Source organism: Marihabitans asiaticum (assembly GCF_007828725.1).
GTDB classification, from domain to species: Bacteria; Actinomycetota; Actinomycetes; order Actinomycetales; family Dermatophilaceae; genus Marihabitans; species Marihabitans asiaticum.
In genome coordinates this window covers 77,455-94,948 of record NZ_VIUW01000005.1, presented here as the reverse complement: position 1 = coordinate 94,948, position 17,494 = coordinate 77,455, and the positions used below count along the sequence as shown (strand labels likewise).

General features: G+C 72.5%; 20 protein-coding genes and 1 tRNA gene. 19 read left to right on the top strand and 2 right to left on the bottom strand.

What is annotated here, in order from left to right; translation table 11 throughout:
• Positions 1-2 precede the first annotated feature (2 nt).
• Positions 3-707 (top strand): MBL fold metallo-hydrolase, encoded by a 705-nt coding sequence (locus FB557_RS13230; RefSeq protein ID WP_144858097.1) that lies wholly within the window; start codon positions 3-5, stop codon positions 705-707.
• Entirely contained in the window at positions 704-2,062 is a 1,359-nt protein-coding gene (gene hisS / locus FB557_RS13225; protein ID WP_144858096.1) for a histidine--tRNA ligase, read from the top strand. The genes FB557_RS13230 and hisS overlap by 4 nt, the downstream gene beginning before the upstream one ends.
• 34 nt (positions 2,063-2,096) lie before the next feature.
• Here hisS and FB557_RS13220 read toward each other — a convergent pair whose 3' ends face one another.
• Positions 2,097-2,771, bottom strand: a complete 675-nt coding sequence (locus FB557_RS13220) for a hypothetical protein (RefSeq protein ID WP_211356583.1) — start codon at positions 2,769-2,771, stop codon at positions 2,097-2,099.
• 122 nt (positions 2,772-2,893) lie between these two features.
• Between FB557_RS13220 and ald the strand changes: the two genes are divergently transcribed.
• The 10 genes from ald (at position 2,894) to FB557_RS13170 (ending at position 11,948) form a co-directional block, all read left to right on the top strand.
• Entirely contained in the window at positions 2,894-4,009 is a 1,116-nt protein-coding gene (gene ald, locus FB557_RS13215) for an alanine dehydrogenase (RefSeq protein WP_144858095.1), read from the top strand.
• Complete coding sequence (gene xerD / locus FB557_RS13210; RefSeq protein WP_144858217.1) at positions 4,006-4,950, top strand: site-specific tyrosine recombinase XerD; 945 nt, start codon at positions 4,006-4,008, stop codon at positions 4,948-4,950. Before ald ends, xerD begins: the two co-directional genes overlap by 4 nt.
• Before the next feature lie 85 nt (positions 4,951-5,035).
• Positions 5,036-5,923, top strand: a complete 888-nt coding sequence (locus FB557_RS13205) for a ParA family protein (RefSeq protein WP_246074820.1) — start codon at positions 5,036-5,038, stop codon at positions 5,921-5,923.
• 5 nt (positions 5,924-5,928) lie between these two features.
• Positions 5,929-6,843, top strand: a complete 915-nt coding sequence (locus tag FB557_RS13200) for a segregation and condensation protein A (protein ID WP_144858093.1) — start codon at positions 5,929-5,931, stop codon at positions 6,841-6,843.
• Positions 6,830-7,453: an SMC-Scp complex subunit ScpB gene (gene scpB, locus FB557_RS13195; protein WP_144858092.1), complete on the top strand. Its 624-nt coding sequence runs from the start codon at positions 6,830-6,832 to the stop codon at positions 7,451-7,453. The genes FB557_RS13200 and scpB overlap by 14 nt, the downstream gene beginning before the upstream one ends.
• Positions 7,450-8,304, top strand: coding sequence for a pseudouridine synthase (locus FB557_RS13190; protein ID WP_144858091.1), 855 nt, complete (start codon positions 7,450-7,452; stop codon positions 8,302-8,304). Before scpB ends, FB557_RS13190 begins: the two co-directional genes overlap by 4 nt.
• Positions 8,301-9,419, top strand: coding sequence for a prephenate dehydrogenase (locus tag FB557_RS13185; protein WP_144858090.1), 1,119 nt, complete (start codon positions 8,301-8,303; stop codon positions 9,417-9,419). The genes FB557_RS13190 and FB557_RS13185 overlap by 4 nt, the downstream gene beginning before the upstream one ends.
• A gap of 63 nt (positions 9,420-9,482) precedes the next feature.
• Entirely contained in the window at positions 9,483-10,172 is a 690-nt protein-coding gene (gene cmk / locus FB557_RS14655) for a (d)CMP kinase (protein WP_144858089.1), read from the top strand.
• Between the two features lie 144 nt (positions 10,173-10,316).
• Positions 10,317-11,762 (top strand): ribosome biogenesis GTPase Der, encoded by a 1,446-nt coding sequence (gene der, locus FB557_RS13175; RefSeq protein WP_425462991.1) that lies wholly within the window; start codon positions 10,317-10,319, stop codon positions 11,760-11,762.
• 109 nt (positions 11,763-11,871) lie between these two features.
• Positions 11,872-11,948, top strand: a tRNA-Pro gene (locus FB557_RS13170).
• 74 nt (positions 11,949-12,022) lie between these two features.
• On the opposite strand, the gene FB557_RS13165 is transcribed toward FB557_RS13170, so the two are convergent.
• Positions 12,023-13,162 carry a MalY/PatB family protein gene (locus FB557_RS13165; protein ID WP_144858087.1) on the bottom strand — a complete coding sequence of 380 codons (1,140 nt, stop codon included), beginning with the start codon at positions 13,160-13,162 and terminating at the stop codon, positions 12,023-12,025.
• Positions 13,163-13,203: 41 nt separating this feature from the next.
• Between FB557_RS13165 and clsA the strand changes: the two genes are divergently transcribed.
• From clsA to ftsR, 7 genes are all read left to right on the top strand, one after another.
• Positions 13,204-13,812, top strand: coding sequence for a cardiolipin synthase ClsA (clsA, locus tag FB557_RS13160; protein WP_246074818.1), 609 nt, complete (start codon positions 13,204-13,206; stop codon positions 13,810-13,812).
• A complete protein-coding gene (locus tag FB557_RS13155) occupies positions 13,802-14,704 on the top strand; it encodes a DUF881 domain-containing protein (protein ID WP_246074816.1) in 903 nt (300 codons plus the stop codon). The genes clsA and FB557_RS13155 overlap by 11 nt, the downstream gene beginning before the upstream one ends.
• Positions 14,701-15,033: a small basic family protein gene (locus tag FB557_RS13150; protein ID WP_144858086.1), complete on the top strand. Its 333-nt coding sequence runs from the start codon at positions 14,701-14,703 to the stop codon at positions 15,031-15,033. The genes FB557_RS13155 and FB557_RS13150 overlap by 4 nt, the downstream gene beginning before the upstream one ends.
• Positions 15,030-15,815: a DUF881 domain-containing protein gene (locus tag FB557_RS13145; RefSeq protein ID WP_144858085.1), complete on the top strand. Its 786-nt coding sequence runs from the start codon at positions 15,030-15,032 to the stop codon at positions 15,813-15,815. The genes FB557_RS13150 and FB557_RS13145 overlap by 4 nt, the downstream gene beginning before the upstream one ends.
• Before the next feature lie 49 nt (positions 15,816-15,864).
• Positions 15,865-16,245, top strand: coding sequence for a glycine cleavage system protein GcvH (gcvH, locus tag FB557_RS13140; protein WP_144858084.1), 381 nt, complete (start codon positions 15,865-15,867; stop codon positions 16,243-16,245).
• An 87-nt stretch (positions 16,246-16,332) separates the two neighbouring features.
• Entirely contained in the window at positions 16,333-16,770 is a 438-nt protein-coding gene (locus tag FB557_RS13135; protein WP_144858083.1) for an FHA domain-containing protein, read from the top strand.
• A 3-nt stretch (positions 16,771-16,773) separates the two neighbouring features.
• The gene (gene ftsR / locus FB557_RS13130) at positions 16,774-17,472 is read left to right on the top strand and encodes a transcriptional regulator FtsR (RefSeq protein ID WP_144858082.1); all 699 of its coding nucleotides are present in this window, start codon (positions 16,774-16,776) and stop codon (positions 17,470-17,472) included.
• Positions 17,473-17,494 lie beyond the last annotated feature (22 nt).

Genomic DNA, 17,494 nt, shown 5'->3' with positions numbered 1-17,494 from the left:
CCGTGCTCACCGTGACCTTCCCCGCAGCAGCCTTTGGGACCAACTGCTACGTCATCGCTCCCGGCCCGGGGGAGGAGTGTCTCGTGCTCGATCCCGGCATCGGGGTCGAGGAGACCCTCCGGGAGGTGCTCACCGAGCATCGTCTCCGTCCGGCGGCGGTCCTGCTCTCGCACGGCCACGTCGACCACGTCTACTCGGTGACGCCGGTGTGCGGCGGCGAGCTGGCCGCCTACATCCACACCGACGACCGGTATCGCCTCGAGGACCCGCTCGGCTCCAGCTCACTCGGTGAGGCGTTGGTCGGCATGCTCGAGCAGCAGTTCGGCACGCAGGCGACCTGGCGGGAGCCGGAGCGGGTGGTCGAGGTCCGCGACGGCGAGACCCTCTCGGTCGCCGGGATCGACCTGGAGGTCCTGCACGCCCCCGGGCACACGGAGGGGTCGGTGATGTTCGCCGTCGACGCCGTGCCCGACGGTGTGCCGGACGAGGCGCAGGTCGATCGCACCCTCCTTACCGGCGACGTCCTCTTCGCCGGCTCCATCGGCCGCACCGACCTCCCCGGCGGAGACCACGAGGCCATGCTGCGCTCCCTTCGCGACGTCGTCGCACCCCGGCCCGACTCCAGCCTCGTCCTGCCCGGCCATGGCCCGGCCACCACCCTGGCCCGGGAGAAGGCGAGCAACCCCTACCTCAAGGACGTGACGTGAGTCAGAGCAGCCAGCCCCGGCCCACCAAGGTCACGCCCCTCTCCGGCTTCCCGGAGTACCTGCCCGAGCAGCGCGTCGTCGAGCAGCACTTCCTCGACGTGATCCGCTCGACCTTCGAGCTGCACGGGTTCCCCTCGATCGAGACCCGGGCGGTCGAGCCGGTCGAGCGGCTGCTGGGCAAGGGTGGGGACGCCGACAAGGAGATCTACGCGGTGAGCCGGCTCGCCGCCGATCTCGAGGCCGGCGGTGACGCCGAGCTTGGGCTCCACTTCGACCTCACCGTCCCCTTCGCCCGGTACGTCGTCGAGCACGCCGGCCGGTTGAGCTTCCCCTTCCGCCGCCACCAGATCCAGAAGGTGTGGCGCGGTGAGCGGCCCCAGGAGGGACGCTTCCGCGAGTTCACCCAGTGCGACATCGACGTCGTCGACGTCGGCGAGCTCGCCCCCCACTTCGAGGCGGAGATGCCGCTGGTGATGGCCGAGATCTTCGCCCAGTTGCCGCTGCCGCCGATGGTCATCCAGGTGAACAACCGCAAGATCCCCGAGGGCTTCTACGCCGGCCTGGGCATCGAGGACGTGGCCGGCACGCTGCGCGTCGTCGACAAGCTCGACAAGATCGGGCCCGAGGCGGTCACCGAGCTGCTCACCGGGCAGGGGCTGCGCGCCGAGCAGGCAGAGCAGGTGCTGCGCCTGGCGTCGATCCGGACCGAGGACACCTCCTTCGTCGAGCGGGTCCGGGCCCTGGGCGTCGAGCACCCGGTGCTCGACGAGGGGCTGGCTGCTCTCGCCGCGGTGATCGACACGGGCATGACCAACGCGCCCGGTGCGCTCGTCGCCGACCTGAAGATCGCCCGCGGCCTGGACTACTACACCGGCACCGTCTACGAGACCCAGCTGATCGGGTACGAGGAGTGGGGATCCTTCTGCTCCGGCGGGCGCTACGACTCCCTCGCCAGCGACGGCCGCACGACCTACCCGGGCGTCGGGATCTCCATCGGCCTCTCGCGGCTGCTCGCGCTGCTCTTCGCCAAGGACCTCGTCCGCGCGACCCGCAAGACCCCGGCTGCGGTGCTCGTCGCGGTCATCGACGAGGACTCGCGTCCGGTCTCGGTGCGGGTCGCGACCTCGCTGCGCGGGCGCGGCATCGCCTGCGAGGTCGCGCCGTCGGCGGCCAAGTTCGGCAAGCAGATCCGCTACGCCGAGCGCCGCGGCATCCCCTTCGTCTGGTTCCCCGGCGCGGGGGAGGGCGGCGACCAGGTCAAGGACATCCGCTCGGGTGAGCAGGTCGACGCGCAGGCCGGCAGCTGGCAGTGCCCGGCCGAGGACCTGCGCCCGCGGGTGGTCCGCACGACCTGAGCCGGCGGACGAAGGGGGAGCGAAGGGCGCCGGATCAGGGCGTCCAGCCGCGCTGCCGCGAAGCCGGTGGTGCGGGCGGGTCGGTCTCGGCCAGCGCCGGCGTCGGTCGGGGCGGGCGCAGCCCGCTCGCGCGGAGCTCGAGGAGCGCCAGCCGGTGCACCACGTCGGGGTCGCGTCGCCGCCAGGCGCCGGCCGGGTCGGGGGAGATCGCCGCGATCCGGGTCATCGGCTGATGAGCCATCGCCCGGAGCGCGAAGAGGTCGAGGTCGGCGTCGGCGTCGATGAGCCGCTGGGCGGCGGTGGCCTGCCGGACGAAGCGGGAGCGCAGCGCCAGCCAGGTGACGCCGACGATGAGGATCGGGACGAGCGCCGTGACGACCCCGAGCACGGTCGCGAGCCGGCCGACCGCGGTGACGAGGTCTCGCCCGGCCGACTCGATGTCCTGCCCGGCGCCCGCGGCCTCTCGGAACGGCGTCGCCACCCGGTCGTCGAGCAGCGGCAGGTCGTCGACCTGGTCGCCGGCGCCGTTCATCCGGTCCTGGAAGCCCGTTCCCGCGCCCTGGAGGGCCCGTCCGGGCTCGGCCAGGTTGAGCGTGGCCGCGTGCACGGCGCGCCCGGCAAGCACCCACAGCACCACCCATCCGAGCACCCCGAGGTCGGCGAGGACCTGACCGAACCGGCGGGCGGGTAGATCGGCGTAGAACTTCATGGAGCGCACTCCTTGGTCGGGCCGTGGCGGCCGGACGCCGCATGGCAGACTCCATCTTGCGGCCTGACGGCCGTACCGGGCGACAACGGCGTCCCCGGTCCTACGACGACGAAGGACGAGCTGTGAAGGTCGGCATCCCCCGCGAGGTCAAGAACCACGAGTACCGGGTGGGCATCACCCCCGTCGGCGTCCGCGAGCTGGTCGACGCCGGCCACGAGGTGCTCATCGAGAAGGGCGCGGGCCTCGGCTCCTCGATCCAGGACGAGGACTACACCTCGCAGGGCGCGACGATCATCGACCAGGCGGACGACGTCTGGGGCGACGCGGACATGGTGATGAAGGTCAAGGAGCCGGTCCAGGAGGAGTACCACCGCCTGCGCGAGGGCCTGGTCCTCTTCACCTACCTGCACCTCGCCGCCGACCAGCCGCTCACCGAGGAGCTGGTGAGCAAGAAGGTCACCTCGATCGCCTACGAGACAGTGCAGCTGCCCTCGGGCATGCTCCCGCTCCTCTACCCGATGTCCGAGGTCGCGGGCTGCCTCGCCCCGCAGGTCGGTGCGCAGACCCTCATGCGCGCGCAGGGTGGTGCCGGGCTGCTCATGGGTGGTGTCGGCGGTGTCGCCTCGGCCAAGGTGGTCGTGCTCGGGGCAGGGGTGGCGGGCCAGAACGCCGCGAACATCGCCCTCGGGATGGGCGCCGACGTCACCCTGCTCGACACCGACCTCGACAAGCTGCGGATGAGCTTCTGGCGCTACGACAACCGGGTGCACCAGATCGCGTCGTCCGCGCTGTCGGTCCGCGAGCAGGTCCTCGATGCGGACCTCGTGATCGGCACCGTGCTCATCCCGGGCGCCAAGGCGCCCAAGCTCGTCACCGACGCCATGGTGGCCGAGATGAAGCCGGGCTCGGTGCTCGTCGACGTCGCCATCGACCAGGGCGGCTGCTTCGAGGGGAGCCGCCCGACCACGCACGACGACCCCACCTTCGCCGTGCACGACTCGGTCTACTACTGCGTGGCCAACATGCCCGGCGCCGTGCCCCAGACCTCGACCTGGGCGCTGACCAACGCGACGCTGCAGTACGCCACCGTCCTCGCCGACAAGGGGTGGCGGGCGGCCATGGTGGACGACCCGTCCCTCGCCGGCGGCCTGAACACCCACGACGGCTCGCTGACCTACCAGGCGGTCGCGGACGCCTTCGACATGGACAACACCGCGGTCGAGGAGGTCCTCGCCTGAGCGTCGACCGCGGCCGCGCGCCGAGCGCGATCGAGCGGGCCGCGTCGACCTGGCTGACCCACCTCGACGTCGAGCGGGGCGCGAGCCGGCACACCCTCGCGGCATACCGCCGCGACGTGCGGCGCTACGTGGACTACCTCGGGACCCGTGGCGTGGACGACCCCGGGCAGGTCCGGGGCGAGCACGTCAGCGGCTTCCTCGTCGACCTCCGGACCGGCACCGAGGACCGCCCTCCGCTCGCGGCCACCTCGGCCGCGCGGACCCTGGTCGCGGTCCGCAGCCTGCACCGCTTCCTCGCGCTCGAGGGGATCACCTCGGACGACCCGGCCGCCGACGTCGCGCCGCCGCGTCCCCCCGCCCGCCTCCCCAAGGCCATCTCCGTCGACGAGGTCACGCGGCTGCTGGAGGCGAGCGGACCGGGGGAGACGACGACCTCCCTTCGCGACCGGGCGCTGCTCGAGGTGCTCTACGGGACCGGGGCACGGATCTCCGAGGCCGTCGGCCTCGACCTCGACGACGTCGACCTCGACGCGGGCGCGGTCCGTCTCCTCGGCAAGGGCGGCAAGGAGCGGATCGTCCCCCTCGGCCGGTACGCCCGCGAGGCCGTCCAGGCCTGGCTCGTCCGCGGGCGCCCGTCGCTCGCCGCGAAGGGCGCGGCGGGGCCGGCGCTCTTCCTGGGTCAGCGGGGGGCGCGCCTGAGCCGGCAGAGCGCATGGGCGGTGATCCGGGCGGCGGCGCAGCGGGCGCACCTCGCGGGGCACGTCTCGCCGCACACGCTGCGGCACTCCTTCGCCACCCACCTCCTCGAGGGAGGTGCGGACGTGCGGGTGGTCCAGGAGCTCCTCGGTCACGCGTCGGTGACGACGACGCAGATCTACACGATGGTCACCGCGCAGCAGCTCCGCGAGGTGTACGCGCAGAGCCACCCGCGGGCTCGTTGACGCCCGGGTACGGCGCGGCCGTGCTTGATAGGGTCGGCGCGATCAGCGTGAGGCTGACCGACGACAGCGATGGAGTGATCTGCACGTGGCACCCGAGGTAACCCCGCCGCTCAGCTTCGAGCACGGCGAGCAGCCGATCGGCCCCACGGGACGCCCGCTGCCGAGCTTTCCCGAGCCCCCGGAGCTGACCTCGCACGGCCCGGCCCGGGTGATCGCCATGTGCAACCAGAAGGGCGGGGTCGGCAAGACGACCACGACGATCAACCTCGGCGCGGCCCTGGCCGAGGTGGGCCGCAAGGTGCTGCTCGTCGACTTCGATCCGCAGGGGGCGCTCAGCGTCGGGCTTGGCGTCCCGACCCTCGAGCTCGACGTCACGATCTACAACCTCCTCGTCGAGCGCGGGCACGACGTCCGGGAGGTCATCCAGGGCACCTCGGTCGACGGGCTCGACGTCGTCCCGGCCAACATCGACCTCTCCGCCGCCGAGGTCCAGCTCGTCGGCGAGGTCGCCCGTGAGCAGGTGCTCGCGCGGGTGCTGCGGCCGGTGCTCGACGACTACGACGTCATCCTCATCGACTGCCAGCCCAGCCTCGGGCTGCTCACGGTCAACGCGCTCACCGCGGCGCACGGCGTGATCATCCCGCTGGAGACCGAGTACTTCGCCATGCGCGGGGTGGCCCTCCTCGTGGAGACCATCGAGAAGATCCAGGACCGGCTCAACCCGCGGCTGGAGATCGACGGCATCCTCGCGACGATGTTCGACGGTCGCACGCTGCACAGCCGAGAGGTGGTGAGCAGCGTCGTCGACCACTTCGGCGACCGGGTCTTCCACACCGTCATCTCCCGCACGGTGAAGTTCCCCGACGCCACCCTCGCGGCCGAGCCGATCACCACCTACGCGACCGGGCACAACGCGGCCAACGCCTACCGCCAGCTCGCGCGGGAGCTCATCGCGCGCGGCGGGGCAGCCTGAGCGGCATGACTGGCACGACCGAGCCGTCGGTCGCCGCTCCGACCGAGGCCCCCGACGAGCAGGTCCCGGGCGGGGTCATCACCCGCCGGGCCGCGGCGCAGGCCTTCACCGTCCACCTCGACAACTTCGAGGGGCCCTTCGACCTGCTCCTCGGGCTGATCAGCAAGCATCAGCTGGACATCACCGAGATCTCCCTGGCCAAGGTCACCGACGAGTTCATGGCGCACCTGCGCACCCTCCAGGACTCCGACACCGAGCTCGACCTCGGCCAGACCTCGGAGTTCCTCCTCGTGGCCGCGACGCTGCTGGACCTCAAGGCCGCGCGGCTGCTGCCGATCACCCGCGACGACGACGAGGAGGACCTTGCGCTGATCGAGGCGCGCGATCTCCTCTTCGCCCGGCTGCTGCAGTACCGCGCCTTCAAGGAGGTCGCGAGCCGCTTCGCCGACGAGCTGCACCGCAGCTCTCGGATGACCGCCCGCCAGGCGGGTCTGGAGCCGCACCTCGCGAGCCTGCTGCCCGAGCTGGTCATCACGGTCACCCCGGAGCAGCTGGCGATGATCGCCGCGCGGGCGCTCACGCCGAAGGAGGAGCCGACGGTCGGGCTGACCCACCTGCACGCACCGACGGTCAGCGTCGTCGAGCAGGCGGGGATCATCGCCGACCGGCTTCGCGGCGAGCGGGTCGCCTCCTTCCGCAGCCTGGTCCGTGACGCCGACAGCACCCTCGTCGTCGTCGCGCGGTTCCTCGCCCTGCTCGAGCTCTTCCGGGAGAAGGCCGTCGCGTTCGAGCAGGCCCAGGCGCTGGGGGAGCTGACCGTGCGGTGGGTCGGGGAGCAGGACACCGAGGTCACGGTGAGCGACGAGTTCGACGCCGAGGACGAGCAGGAGAGTGGAGAGAGCAGCGATGACGGTCAGTGACGAGCAGCGGACCACCGACGACGAAGGGGGCCAGCTGGCCCTCGACGTCGACGACCTCCCCGGTGGGGTGCGTGGCGCGGTGGAGGCGGTGCTCATGGTGGTCGAGGAGCCGGTGAGCGAGGTCGCCCTCGCCTCGGCGCTGGAGGTGACAGTGGAGGCCGTGCAGGAGGCGTTGCGCGAGATCGAGGACGACCTGCGGGACGGTCGGCACGGGTACACCGTGCGCTCCGTCGCCGGGGGATGGCGCTTCTACTCCCACGAGGCGTACTCGTCCGTCGTCGAGCGCTTCGTCCTCGACGGGCAGCAGGCCCGGCTCACCCAGGCCTCGCTGGAGACCCTCGCGGTCGTGGCCTACCGGCAGCCGATCTCACGGGCGCGGATCGGCGCGGTCCGTGGGGTGAACGTCGACGGGGTGGTGCGCACCCTGCTGACCCGGGGCCTGATCACGGAGGTGAGCCACGACGGTGACTCCGGCGCGATCCTCTACGGCACGACGGGGCTCTTCCTCGAGCGGATGGGGCTGGAGTCGCTCGACGACCTGCCACCGATCGCCCCGTACCTCCCGGACGCGGACCTGCTCGACGAGCTGGCCGCCGAGGGGCGGGCATGAGCCGCCGCGGTGGGCGCCCGCAGGGTGGCGGTCGCGGGCGTGGTCGGGGGGCAGCCGCCCAGCCCCGTGGCGCCGCCCAGCCGGCGGGCACGCCCCCGTCGGCCGAGACCGGTGACGTGCACGACCCGGACGGCGTCCGGCTGCAGAAGCTCCTCGCGGGGGCCGGGGTCGGCTCGCGGCGGGCCTGCGAGCAGCTCATCGCCGAGGGCCGGGTGCAGGTCGACGGCCAGGTGGTCACCGAGCTGGGCACGCGGGTCGACTCGCGCCGCCAGGTGGTGCACGTCGACGGTGAGCGCGTCCAGCTCGACGAGAGCCGGGTCTACCTCGCCTTCAACAAGCCGCTCGGTGTCGTCACGACGATGAACGACGAGCTGGGTCGCCCCTGCGTCGGTGACTACGTCGCCGAGCGCCCGGAGCGCCTCTTCCACGTCGGCCGGCTCGACGCCGACACCGAGGGCCTGCTCCTGCTCACCAACGACGGCGACCTCGCGCACCGCCTCCAGCACCCCGCCTTCGGCGTGCTGAAGACCTACGTCGCCCAGGTGCCGGCGCCCCTGCCGAAGGACCTCGGCCGACGCCTGCGTGCCGGTATCGAGCTGGAGGACGGCCCGGTCGTCGTCGACTCCTTCGCCGTGGTCGCCTCCTCGCCGGGCAAGGCGGTCGTCGAGATCGTGCTGCACGAGGGCCGCAACCACATCGTGCGCCGGCTCATGGAGGAGGTCGGCCACCCGGTCATCACCCTCACCCGCACCCAGGTCGGCCCGATCGAGCTGGGCCAGACGAGGACGGGACGCTGGCGCAACCTCACCCGCCAGGAGATCGGCGCGCTCTACGCGGCGGTCGGGTGGTGAGCGACCTGCCCGAGGTCCTCATCATCGGGACCGGGCTGATCGGCACGAGCCTGGGGCTGGCCCTGGTCCGCGCCGGCGCCGACCCGGTCCTGACGGACCAGTCGGTGACCGCGATGACCCTGGCCCGGGACCTCGGGGCGGGCCGGCTCGGTCCTCGGCCCGGTCACGAGGGCGAAGGGAGTGAGCCGGCCCCTGACCTCGTGGTCGTCGCCGCGCCGCCCGACGTCACCCCTTCGCTCGTCGCCGACGCCATCGCCAGGTTCCCCGCCGCCACCGTGACCGACGTCGCCTCGGTCAAGGGCGCCATCCGCGACGACCTCGAGCGCCTCGGGGTCCCGTTGCAGCGCTACGTCGGATCGCACCCGATGGCCGGACGGGAGCGCAGCGGGGCCGTGGCCGGGCGGGCCGACCTCTTCGAGGGGCGTGCCTGGGTGGTGTGCGCCGACGAGGCGACGGAGCCGCGGTCGGTCCGGCTGGTCGAGCGGGTGGCCGCCGCGGTCGGCTCGGTCGTCGTCCCGCTCAGCCCCACCGAGCACGACGAGGCGGTCGCGGCGGTCTCGCACGTGCCGCAGGTCGCGGCCAGCCTCGTCGCCGCCCGCCTGGAGCACCTGAGCGAGGACGCGGTAGGGCTCTCCGGTCCCGGCGTGCGTGACGTCACCCGGATCGCGGCGAGCGACCCCGGGCTGTGGACCCAGATCCTCGCCGGCAACGCCGGGGCAGTGAGCGCGGTCCTGCACGAGCTCCGGGACGACCTCGACGCGCTGATCACCGCCCTGGGGGAGCTGGGGACCGGGGTGGACGCCGACGCCCCGGGTGCCCGGGCGGTCCTCGCCCGGGTCATCGCCGATGGCAACGCTGGGCACGCCCGGGTCCCGGGCAAGCACGGCGCGGCGCCGACGGCGTACACCGTGGTGAGCGTCGTCGTCGGCGACCGCCCTGGCGAGCTGGGCCGGCTGCTCGCCGACATGGGCGAGGCCGGGGTCAACCTCGAGGAGATCCGGCTCGACCACGGTCTCGGCCTGCCGTTCGGCATCGCCGAGGTCTCGGTCCTCCCCGGCGCCGCCGGACACCTGCGCGAGTCGCTCACCGAGGGCGGCTGGCAGCTGCACGACTGAGGGCGAGCCGGCCCGTCCCGGCCGCGACGGCGCCGCTCCCGCGGGCCACTAGGATCGTCGGCCATGAGCACCCCCTTCGTCGTCGCCGTCGACGGGCCCTCCGGCTCGGGCAAGTCCAGCGTCTCCCGCGCGGTGGCCCGCCACCTCGGGGCCGGCTACCTCGACACCGGCGCGATGTACCGGGCGCTGACCTGGTGGTGCCTGGAGTCCGGCGTCGACCTCGGCGACGCCGACGCGGTCGTCGCCGCAGCCCGTGAGCTGCCCCTGGCGATGGGCGCCGACCCGGACGAGCCGGGGGTGCACGTCGGCGACGTCGACGTCACCGAGGCGATCCGCAGCTCCCAGATCAGCGGGCGCGTCTCGACGGTGGCGACGATCCCCGCGGTGCGCAGCGAGCTGCAGCTGCAGCAACGTGACCTCATCACCGTCATCGGCGACGAGCTCGGCAGCGTCGTCGCCGAGGGACGCGACATCACCACGGTGGTGGCACCCGACGCCGACGTCCGCCTGCTGCTCACCGCCAGCGAGGACGCCCGCCTCCGGCGGCGCACGCAGGAGCTGCACGGCGGCACCGATGCCGAGTCCGTGGAGCGCACCCGCGACGAGGTCGTGCGGCGCGACCGCGACGACTCCACGGTCTCCTCCTTCCTCACCGCAGCAGACGGCGTGAGCACCCTCGACACCTCCGACCTCACCTTCGAGGAGTCGGTCGCGGCTGCCGTCGCGCTCGTCGACGCCGCGCGGGAGGGCTGAGGTCACCCCCTTCGCGCGGCGCGGCGGCAGGCCGTGCTGCGACAATGGCTACCGGCGCCGGACGGCGCCCCCTCACCCTCACCCAGGAGCAGCCCCGTGCACCCCGACAACTCCGCTCCGGAGCCCGACGCCTCGACCTCGTCCGTGGAGGACGGCGAAGGGGTGGAGCGTGTCCTGCGGGCAGGGCTGGAGGACTTCGAGCTCACGCCCGAGGACCGGGCCCTCATCGAAGGGTTCCAGGAGCGAGACGAGGAGCCGCTCGACGGCCCGCTCCCGGTCGTCGCGATCGTCGGCCGACCCAACGTCGGCAAGTCCACCCTGGTCAACCGGGTGCTCCGGCGGCGCGAGGCGGTCGTCGAGGACGTCCCCGGGGTGACCCGGGACCGGGTGGCCTACGAGGCGGAGTGGGCCGGTAGGCGCTTCACCCTGCTCGACACCGGCGGCTGGGAGGCCACCCCCGAGGGGGTCTTCCTCAAGGTCGCCGAGCAGGCCGAGGTCGCGATCGAGATGGCCGACGCCGTGCTCTTCGTCGTCGACGCCATGGTCGGCGCCACCGACGACGACGAGGCCGTCGTCCGGCTGCTGCGGCGATCCGGCAAGCCCGTCGTGCTCGTCGCCAACAAGGTGGACGACCTGCACCAGGAGGCCGAGGCCGCGGCCCTGTGGAACCTCGGCCTCGGACAGCCCTGGCCGGTCTCGGCGCTGCACGGGCGGGGGAGCGGTGATGTCCTCGACGCGATGCTCGACGTCCTGCCGGAGGTCTCCGCCGTCGCCTCCCAGGGGCCCTCGGACGGGCTGCGGCGGGTGGCCTTGCTCGGTCGCCCCAACGTCGGCAAGTCCTCTCTGCTGAACAAGCTGGCTCGCGAGGAGCGCGTCGTCGTCGACGACGTCGCCGGGACCACCCGCGACCCGGTCGACGAGCTGATCGAGCTCGGCGGGCGGTGGTGGCGCTTCGTCGACACCGCCGGGATCCGGCGCCGGGTGCACCAGACCCGAGGCGCCGACTTCTACGCCTCGCTGCGCACCCAGACCGCGCTGGAGAAGGCCGAGGTCGCGGTGGTGCTCATCGACGCCGAGGAGTCGGTCGCCGAGCAGGATCTGCGGGTGATCACCCAGGTCGTCGAGTCCGGCCGGGCTCTCGTCGTCGCCTTCAACAAGTGGGACCTGCTTGACGAGGAGCGGCGCTACTACCTCGAGCGGGAGATCGAGCGCGAGCTGGTCCAGGTGCAGTGGGCGCCGCGGGTGAACATCTCGGCGCGCACCGGACGGCACGTCGACAAGCTCGTCCCGGCGCTGGAGACCGCGCTGGAGTCCTGGGACACCCGGGTGCCGACCTCGCGGCTGAACTCGGTGGTCGGCGAGATCGTCTCGGGGCACCCGCACCCGGTCCGCGGTGGCAAGCAGCCGCGCATCCTCTTCGTCACCCAGGCCTCGACCCGGCCGCCGCGCTTCGTCGTCTTCGCCTCGGGCTTCATCGAGGCGGGCTACCGGCGCTTCCTCGAGCGCCGGCTGCGCGAGGAGTTCGGCTTCGAGGGCAGCCCCGTCGAGATCTCGGTCCGCGTCCGCGAGCGCCGCCGCCGGGGGCGCTGAAGCCGATTACGAGCCGCCCGCGCCGCTGAGTTAGAGTGTCCTGGCTCCGCGCGAAGGGGGCCGGCCCGAGGCCGGTCAACGGAAGGTGGCGGGGTCGACAACAGCACAACGGGATGTGGCGCAGCTTGGTAGCGCACTTGACTGGGGGTCAAGGGGTCGCAGGTTCAAATCCTGTCATCCCGACCAGGGCGAGAGCCCAGGTCAGAGGCCGTTTCCGGGAACCGGAGACGGCCTCTTCTGCTGCCCCCCACGGGCGGTGCTCAGCGGGGGAGTGAGCGGGCCATCCGCTCGATCGCCTCGGTGAGGATCTCGGGGGAGGTCGCGATGTTGAGCCGGGCGTGCCCGGCGCCTTCGCTGCCGAAGGTGTGGCCCGGGTTGAGCGCCACCTTGGCCTCGTGGAGGAAGTGGGCAGCGGGGTTCTCGCCTAGGTCCAGACTGCGGCAGTCGAGCCAGGCGAGGTAGGTGCCCTCCATCGGCTGCCACCGCACGGCGGGCAGGTGCTCCTCGAGAAGCTCGCCGAGGAGGCGCCGGTTGGCCTCGAGGTCGCGCAGCAGCGCGGCCTGCCATTCCTGGCCGCGGTCGAAGGCAGCGATGTGCCCCTGGGCGGCGATGTGACTCGCCTGCATCCAGGTCGTCGCGGGGATGCGCGAGACCGCCTCGTCCGCGGCAGGTCCCGGCACGATCGCCGCCGCCTTCAGCGCGGCGAGGTTCCACCCCTTCGCCGCTGACATGACCGCCACCGCCCGGGACCTCTCCGGCACCGCCAGCACCGAGACGAAGTCGGCGCCGCTCAGCACCAACGGCGCGTGGATCTCGTCGGACACCACCGACACCCCGTGCTCCTCGGCCAGGCGGAGGACCTCGCCCAGCTCCTGCGCGGTGGGCACCGTGCCGGTCGGGTTGTGCGGGTTGGCCAGGAGGAGCGCGCTGCCTCGGCCGGCAGTCGCGAAGGCTTCGGCCAGCGCGGCCGGGTCGAGTCGCCCGTCCTCGCCGAGCGGCGCGGTCACCAGGGGCCGCCCCATCTCCTCGACGAGGGTGAAGAACGGCGGGTAGACCGGCGTGGTGATGATGACCGGCGCAGTGTCCGGGCTCACCGCGCGCAGCGCGTGCCGGATGCCGGTAAGCACGTCGACGGTGAGCCGCACCCGCGTCGGATCGACCTCTACGCCCGCTTCGGCGAGGTACCAACGGCTGATCGCGTCGGCGTAGTCCCCAGGGACGGGGTACCCGAGGTCTCCGGTGCGAGCGACCCGCTCGAGCTCCTCGACGACCGGGGGAGCGGGTCGGGCATCCATCTCCGCCACCCATAGCGGCAGGACGTCCGGGCCGTGGTGGCGCCACTTCACCGAGGTGCGCTCGCGCAGCTGCTCCAGCGGGATGGTAAGGACCTCGCGCGTCATGCCTCCACTGTGCCACCAGGCCAAGCGCCTACGCTGGCGCCGTGAGCAGGGACCCCGTGACGGACGCGCCGAGGCTGGCGAGCCGGGTCTGGACCGTGCCGAACCTGCTCTCGATGCTGCGCCTGCTGGGGGTTCCGCTCTTCGTCTGGGCCATCGTCACCGAGCGTGACGGGATCGCCCTGGCCACGCTCATGGCGTCGGGGGTGACTGACTACCTCGACGGCAAGATCGCCCGCTCCTTCGGGCTGTCCTCGACCCTCGGGGCATCGCTGGACCCGATCGCCGATCGCCTCTACATCTTCACGACCGTCCTCGGGCTCGCCTACCGGGGCATCATCCCGTGGTGGCTGGTCGCCCTGCTCGTCGGGCGAGACCTCGTCCTCTCGCTCGCTCTCCTCGCGGTGCGGGACAAGGCCCACCGCGGGCTGCCCGTGCACTTCGTCGGCAAGGCGGCGACGTTCAACCTGCTCTACGCCTTCCCGCTGCTGCTCATGGCCGACGGCACCGGGTGGGTCGCCGACGTCGCTCGCCCGGTGGGCTGGGCCTTCACCTGGTGGGGTGTCGGGCTGTACCTCCTCTCCGGCGCCGTCTACCTGCGGGACCTGGCCGCTCTCGGCGCCGCCGGCGAAGGGAGGACCCGTGCCGCGTGACACCGAGCCAGAGCCGCGCGACGAGGCCGCGCCCCGCCGCCCGGACGCCTCGATGACCCTCATCACCTCGATGCTGGAGCGCCCCCTCGACCCGGGCTACCAGGCGGCGGCCGACGCGAGGAAGTCGGCGGGCCTGCCCCCGAGCACGGGCTGGGGCACCCCGGTTCTCGTCGTGTACCTGCTGCTTCTCGGGCTGCTCCTCGGGGTGGCCGGCGCCGATCTGCGCTCGAGGGAGGGGGCCAGGGCCGCCACCCGGGCCGACCTCGTCGAGCGGGTGCAGGCCGCCGACGAGGTGGTCGACGAGCGCACCGCAGCCCTGCAGCAGCTGCGCGCCGAGGTCGACGATGCGGCGACCGCGCTGGACCGACGGCTCGCCTCCGGCGGTGCCGAGGAGCTCGACCGACTGCGTCTCGCCAGCGGTGCCGTCGCCGTCACCGGGCCGGGGCTGCAGCTGACGCTCGACGACGCCGAGACCGCGAGCGTCGACGGGGACGGGGACCCGCGCACCTCCGACGCCACGGACGGGCGGGTCCAGAGCCGCGACCTGCAGATCATCGTCAACGGGCTGTGGGCAGCCGGGGCCGAGGCGGTCGCGATCAACGGGCAGCGGCTCACGTCGCAGTCGGCGATCCGCTTCGCCGGCGACGCGATCCTGGTGAACTTCCGCCCGCTCACCCGGCCGTACGTCGTCCAGGCCGTCGGGGACCCGACGGCGATGGAGACCGCCTTCGCCTCGGGCACAGCGGGGGCGTACGCGACGAGCCTGCAGCAGAACTTCCAGATCACGGTGGCCATCACGACCTCGGACTCGCTGAGCCTGCCGAGCGTGGCCTCGACCACCCTGCGCAGGGCACGGCCTGCGGACACGGCGTCCACGGAGGAGACCTCATGATTCCCGCCCTCGGCCTCATCGTCGGCCTGGTCATCGGGCTGGTACTGCAGCCCGACGTCCCGGTCGCGCTGCAGCCCTACCTGCCGATCGCGGTCATCGCGGCGCTGGACGCGGTGTTCGGCGCCGTCCGGGCGACGCTCGACGGGATCTTCAACGACAAGGTCTTCGTCGTCTCCTTCCTCTCCAACGTCCTCGTCGCCGCCTTCATCGTCTTCCTCGGTGACCAGCTCGGGGTAGGGTCCCAGCTCTCCACCGGGGTGGTCGTCGTGCTGGGCGTCCGGATCTTCTCCAACGTGGCCTCCATCCGTCGTCACCTCTTCTCGGCATGAGTGAGCGCAGCACCGGGCCGAAGACGCCGACCCCGGACCGCGAAGGGGGCGCGACCCCGAGCGCCTGGAGCCGGCTCTACCGGATGGCCCGGCCTCGGGCCACCCGGACCAACTTCTTCGCCCTCGCCCTGGCCGCGCTCCTCGGCTTCGCCATCGCGACCCAGGTCACCGAGACAGCGGACCAGAGCCTGGAGACCCTGCGGGAGGAAGAGCTGGTCCGCATCCTCGACGACGTGACCCAGAACGGTGAGCGCCTCGAGGACGAGATCGCCGAGCTCGAGCAGACGCGAGACCAGCTGCGCTCGGCTAGCGGCTCCGAGGAGGCGATCGCCGCAGCACAGGAGCGGCTCGACACCCTGGGGATCCTGGCCGGGACCGTCCGGGCGACCGGTCCGGGGATCACCGTGTCGCTGGACGGCAGCGAGGAGGCGGTCTCGGCCGCGACCCTCATCGACACGATGCAGGAGCTGCGCGACGCCGGTGCCGAAGCGATGCAGGTCGACGACGTCCGCGTCGTCGCGAGCACCCACTTCACCGGGAGCGGGGGCACCATCAGCGCGGACGGAGTACCCCTGACGCGCCCGTACACCTTCAAGGTCATCGGCGACCCTCAAACCCTCAGCTCGGCGCTGGAGATCCCGGGAGGGATCTCGGAGTCGGTCCGCGGACGCGGTGGCACGGTGAGCGTCGCCGAGCTGGACAGCGTGTCCATCGACGCGGTCCACGAGGTGACGAAGGGGGAGTACGCCCGCCCGGTGCCGGAGGAGGAGGCTTCCGAGTAGGGTCGGGCCGAAGCCGCCTCGCGGTTAAGACGATGAACCAAGGAGCATCATGAGCGACTACCCCGATGACCTTCGCTACACCACCGACCACGAGTGGGTCCGGGAGACGGCCGAGGGGGTGCGGATCGGCATCACCAGCTACGCCCAGGAGGCGCTCGGCGACGTCGTCTTCGTCACCCTGCCGCAGGTCGGCGACGAGGTGAGCACGGGTGACTCGTGCGGCGAGGTCGAGTCCACCAAGTCCGTCTCGGACCTCTACGCCCCGCTCTCCGGCACGGTCACCGCGGTCAACGACGCGCTCGAGGCGACGCCCGAGCTGGTCAACTCCGACCCCTACGGCGACGGCTGGATGTACGAGATCTCCCTCTCCGAGGACGCCGACACCAGCGCCCTGCTCGACGCCGAGGCCTACCAGGCAGAGCTCTCCTGACCCGACCCGAGGACGCCGGGTCCAGCCCCGAGCTGGCCCGGCGTCATCTACGCTGTATTCACCTAAACGAGCAGGAGGAGGTCTGGGATGACTGGCCAGGAAGAACCCGTCCAGCGGCAGGACCACGCGACCCAGCACTTCACCGGCTCGCCCGCGCCCGAGCACCACGAGGTGATCGACCACCTCCTCAGCCGTGAGGAGCAGGCGACGGTAGACGCCCTTCGCGAGGGCACCGCGCTGCTCATCGTCCTGCGAGGACCCAACACCGGAGCCCGCTTCCTCCTCGACGACGCCGAGGTGACGTCCGGTCGAGGGCCGAACAGCGACATCTTCCTCGACGACGTGACGGTCTCGCGCAAGCATGTTGTCTTCAGCCGCGGCGAGGAGGGGTTCACCGTGCGGGACGTGGGCTCGCTCAACGGCACCTACGTCAACCGGGAACGCATCGACAGCGCGGTGCTGCGCACCGGCGACGAGGTGCAGATCGGCAAGTTCCGGCTCGTCTTCTACGCCGGTACCAAGTAGGCGGTGGCGGCTCAGCGGAGCGTCGGGATCGGGGCTGTCCTCGAGCAGCTCCAGCCGGACTTCCCCGACATCTCCATCTCGAAGATCCGCTACCTCGAGGCGCAGGGACTCATCACCCCCGGACGCACCCCGAAGGGGTCTCGCCGGTTCACCGACGAGGACATCGAGCGGACCCGCTTCGTCCTCACTGCTCAGCGCGACCGCTTCCTCCCGCTGAGGGTGATCCGCGAGCACCTCGATGCCCTCGACCGGGGCCTGGTCACCGCCGAGGTCGACGCCGTGCCGGTTCGCCCTTCGCCGCCGCCGGCCGGCCCCACCGGGCTGCCGGAGACCACGCTCGCCCCGAGGCCCGCCCTTCGCCTCACCGCGGCCGAGCTGCGCGAGGCCGCCGACATCTCTGCCGCGACGCTGCGCGAGCTGATCAGCTTCGGCCTGGTGAGCTCGGAGGGCACCCACCACGACCAGAGCGACCTCGACGTCGCCGTGGCAGCCGGCCGACTCGTGGCGCACGGCGTCGAGGTGCGCCACCTTCGGCCCTTCCGCAGCGCGGCCGAGCGTGAGGTCGCCCTGGTGGAGCACGCGCTCTCCGGCGAGGCGGAGCCGCCCGAGGGGGAGGGCGACCCCACCCGCCGGCTCGTCGCCACCTGTCTGGACCTGCACACCGCACTGGTCCGGCGCGGTCTCGGGGACTCCGGGCGCTGATCCGATCGCCCGCTGCGGCGCC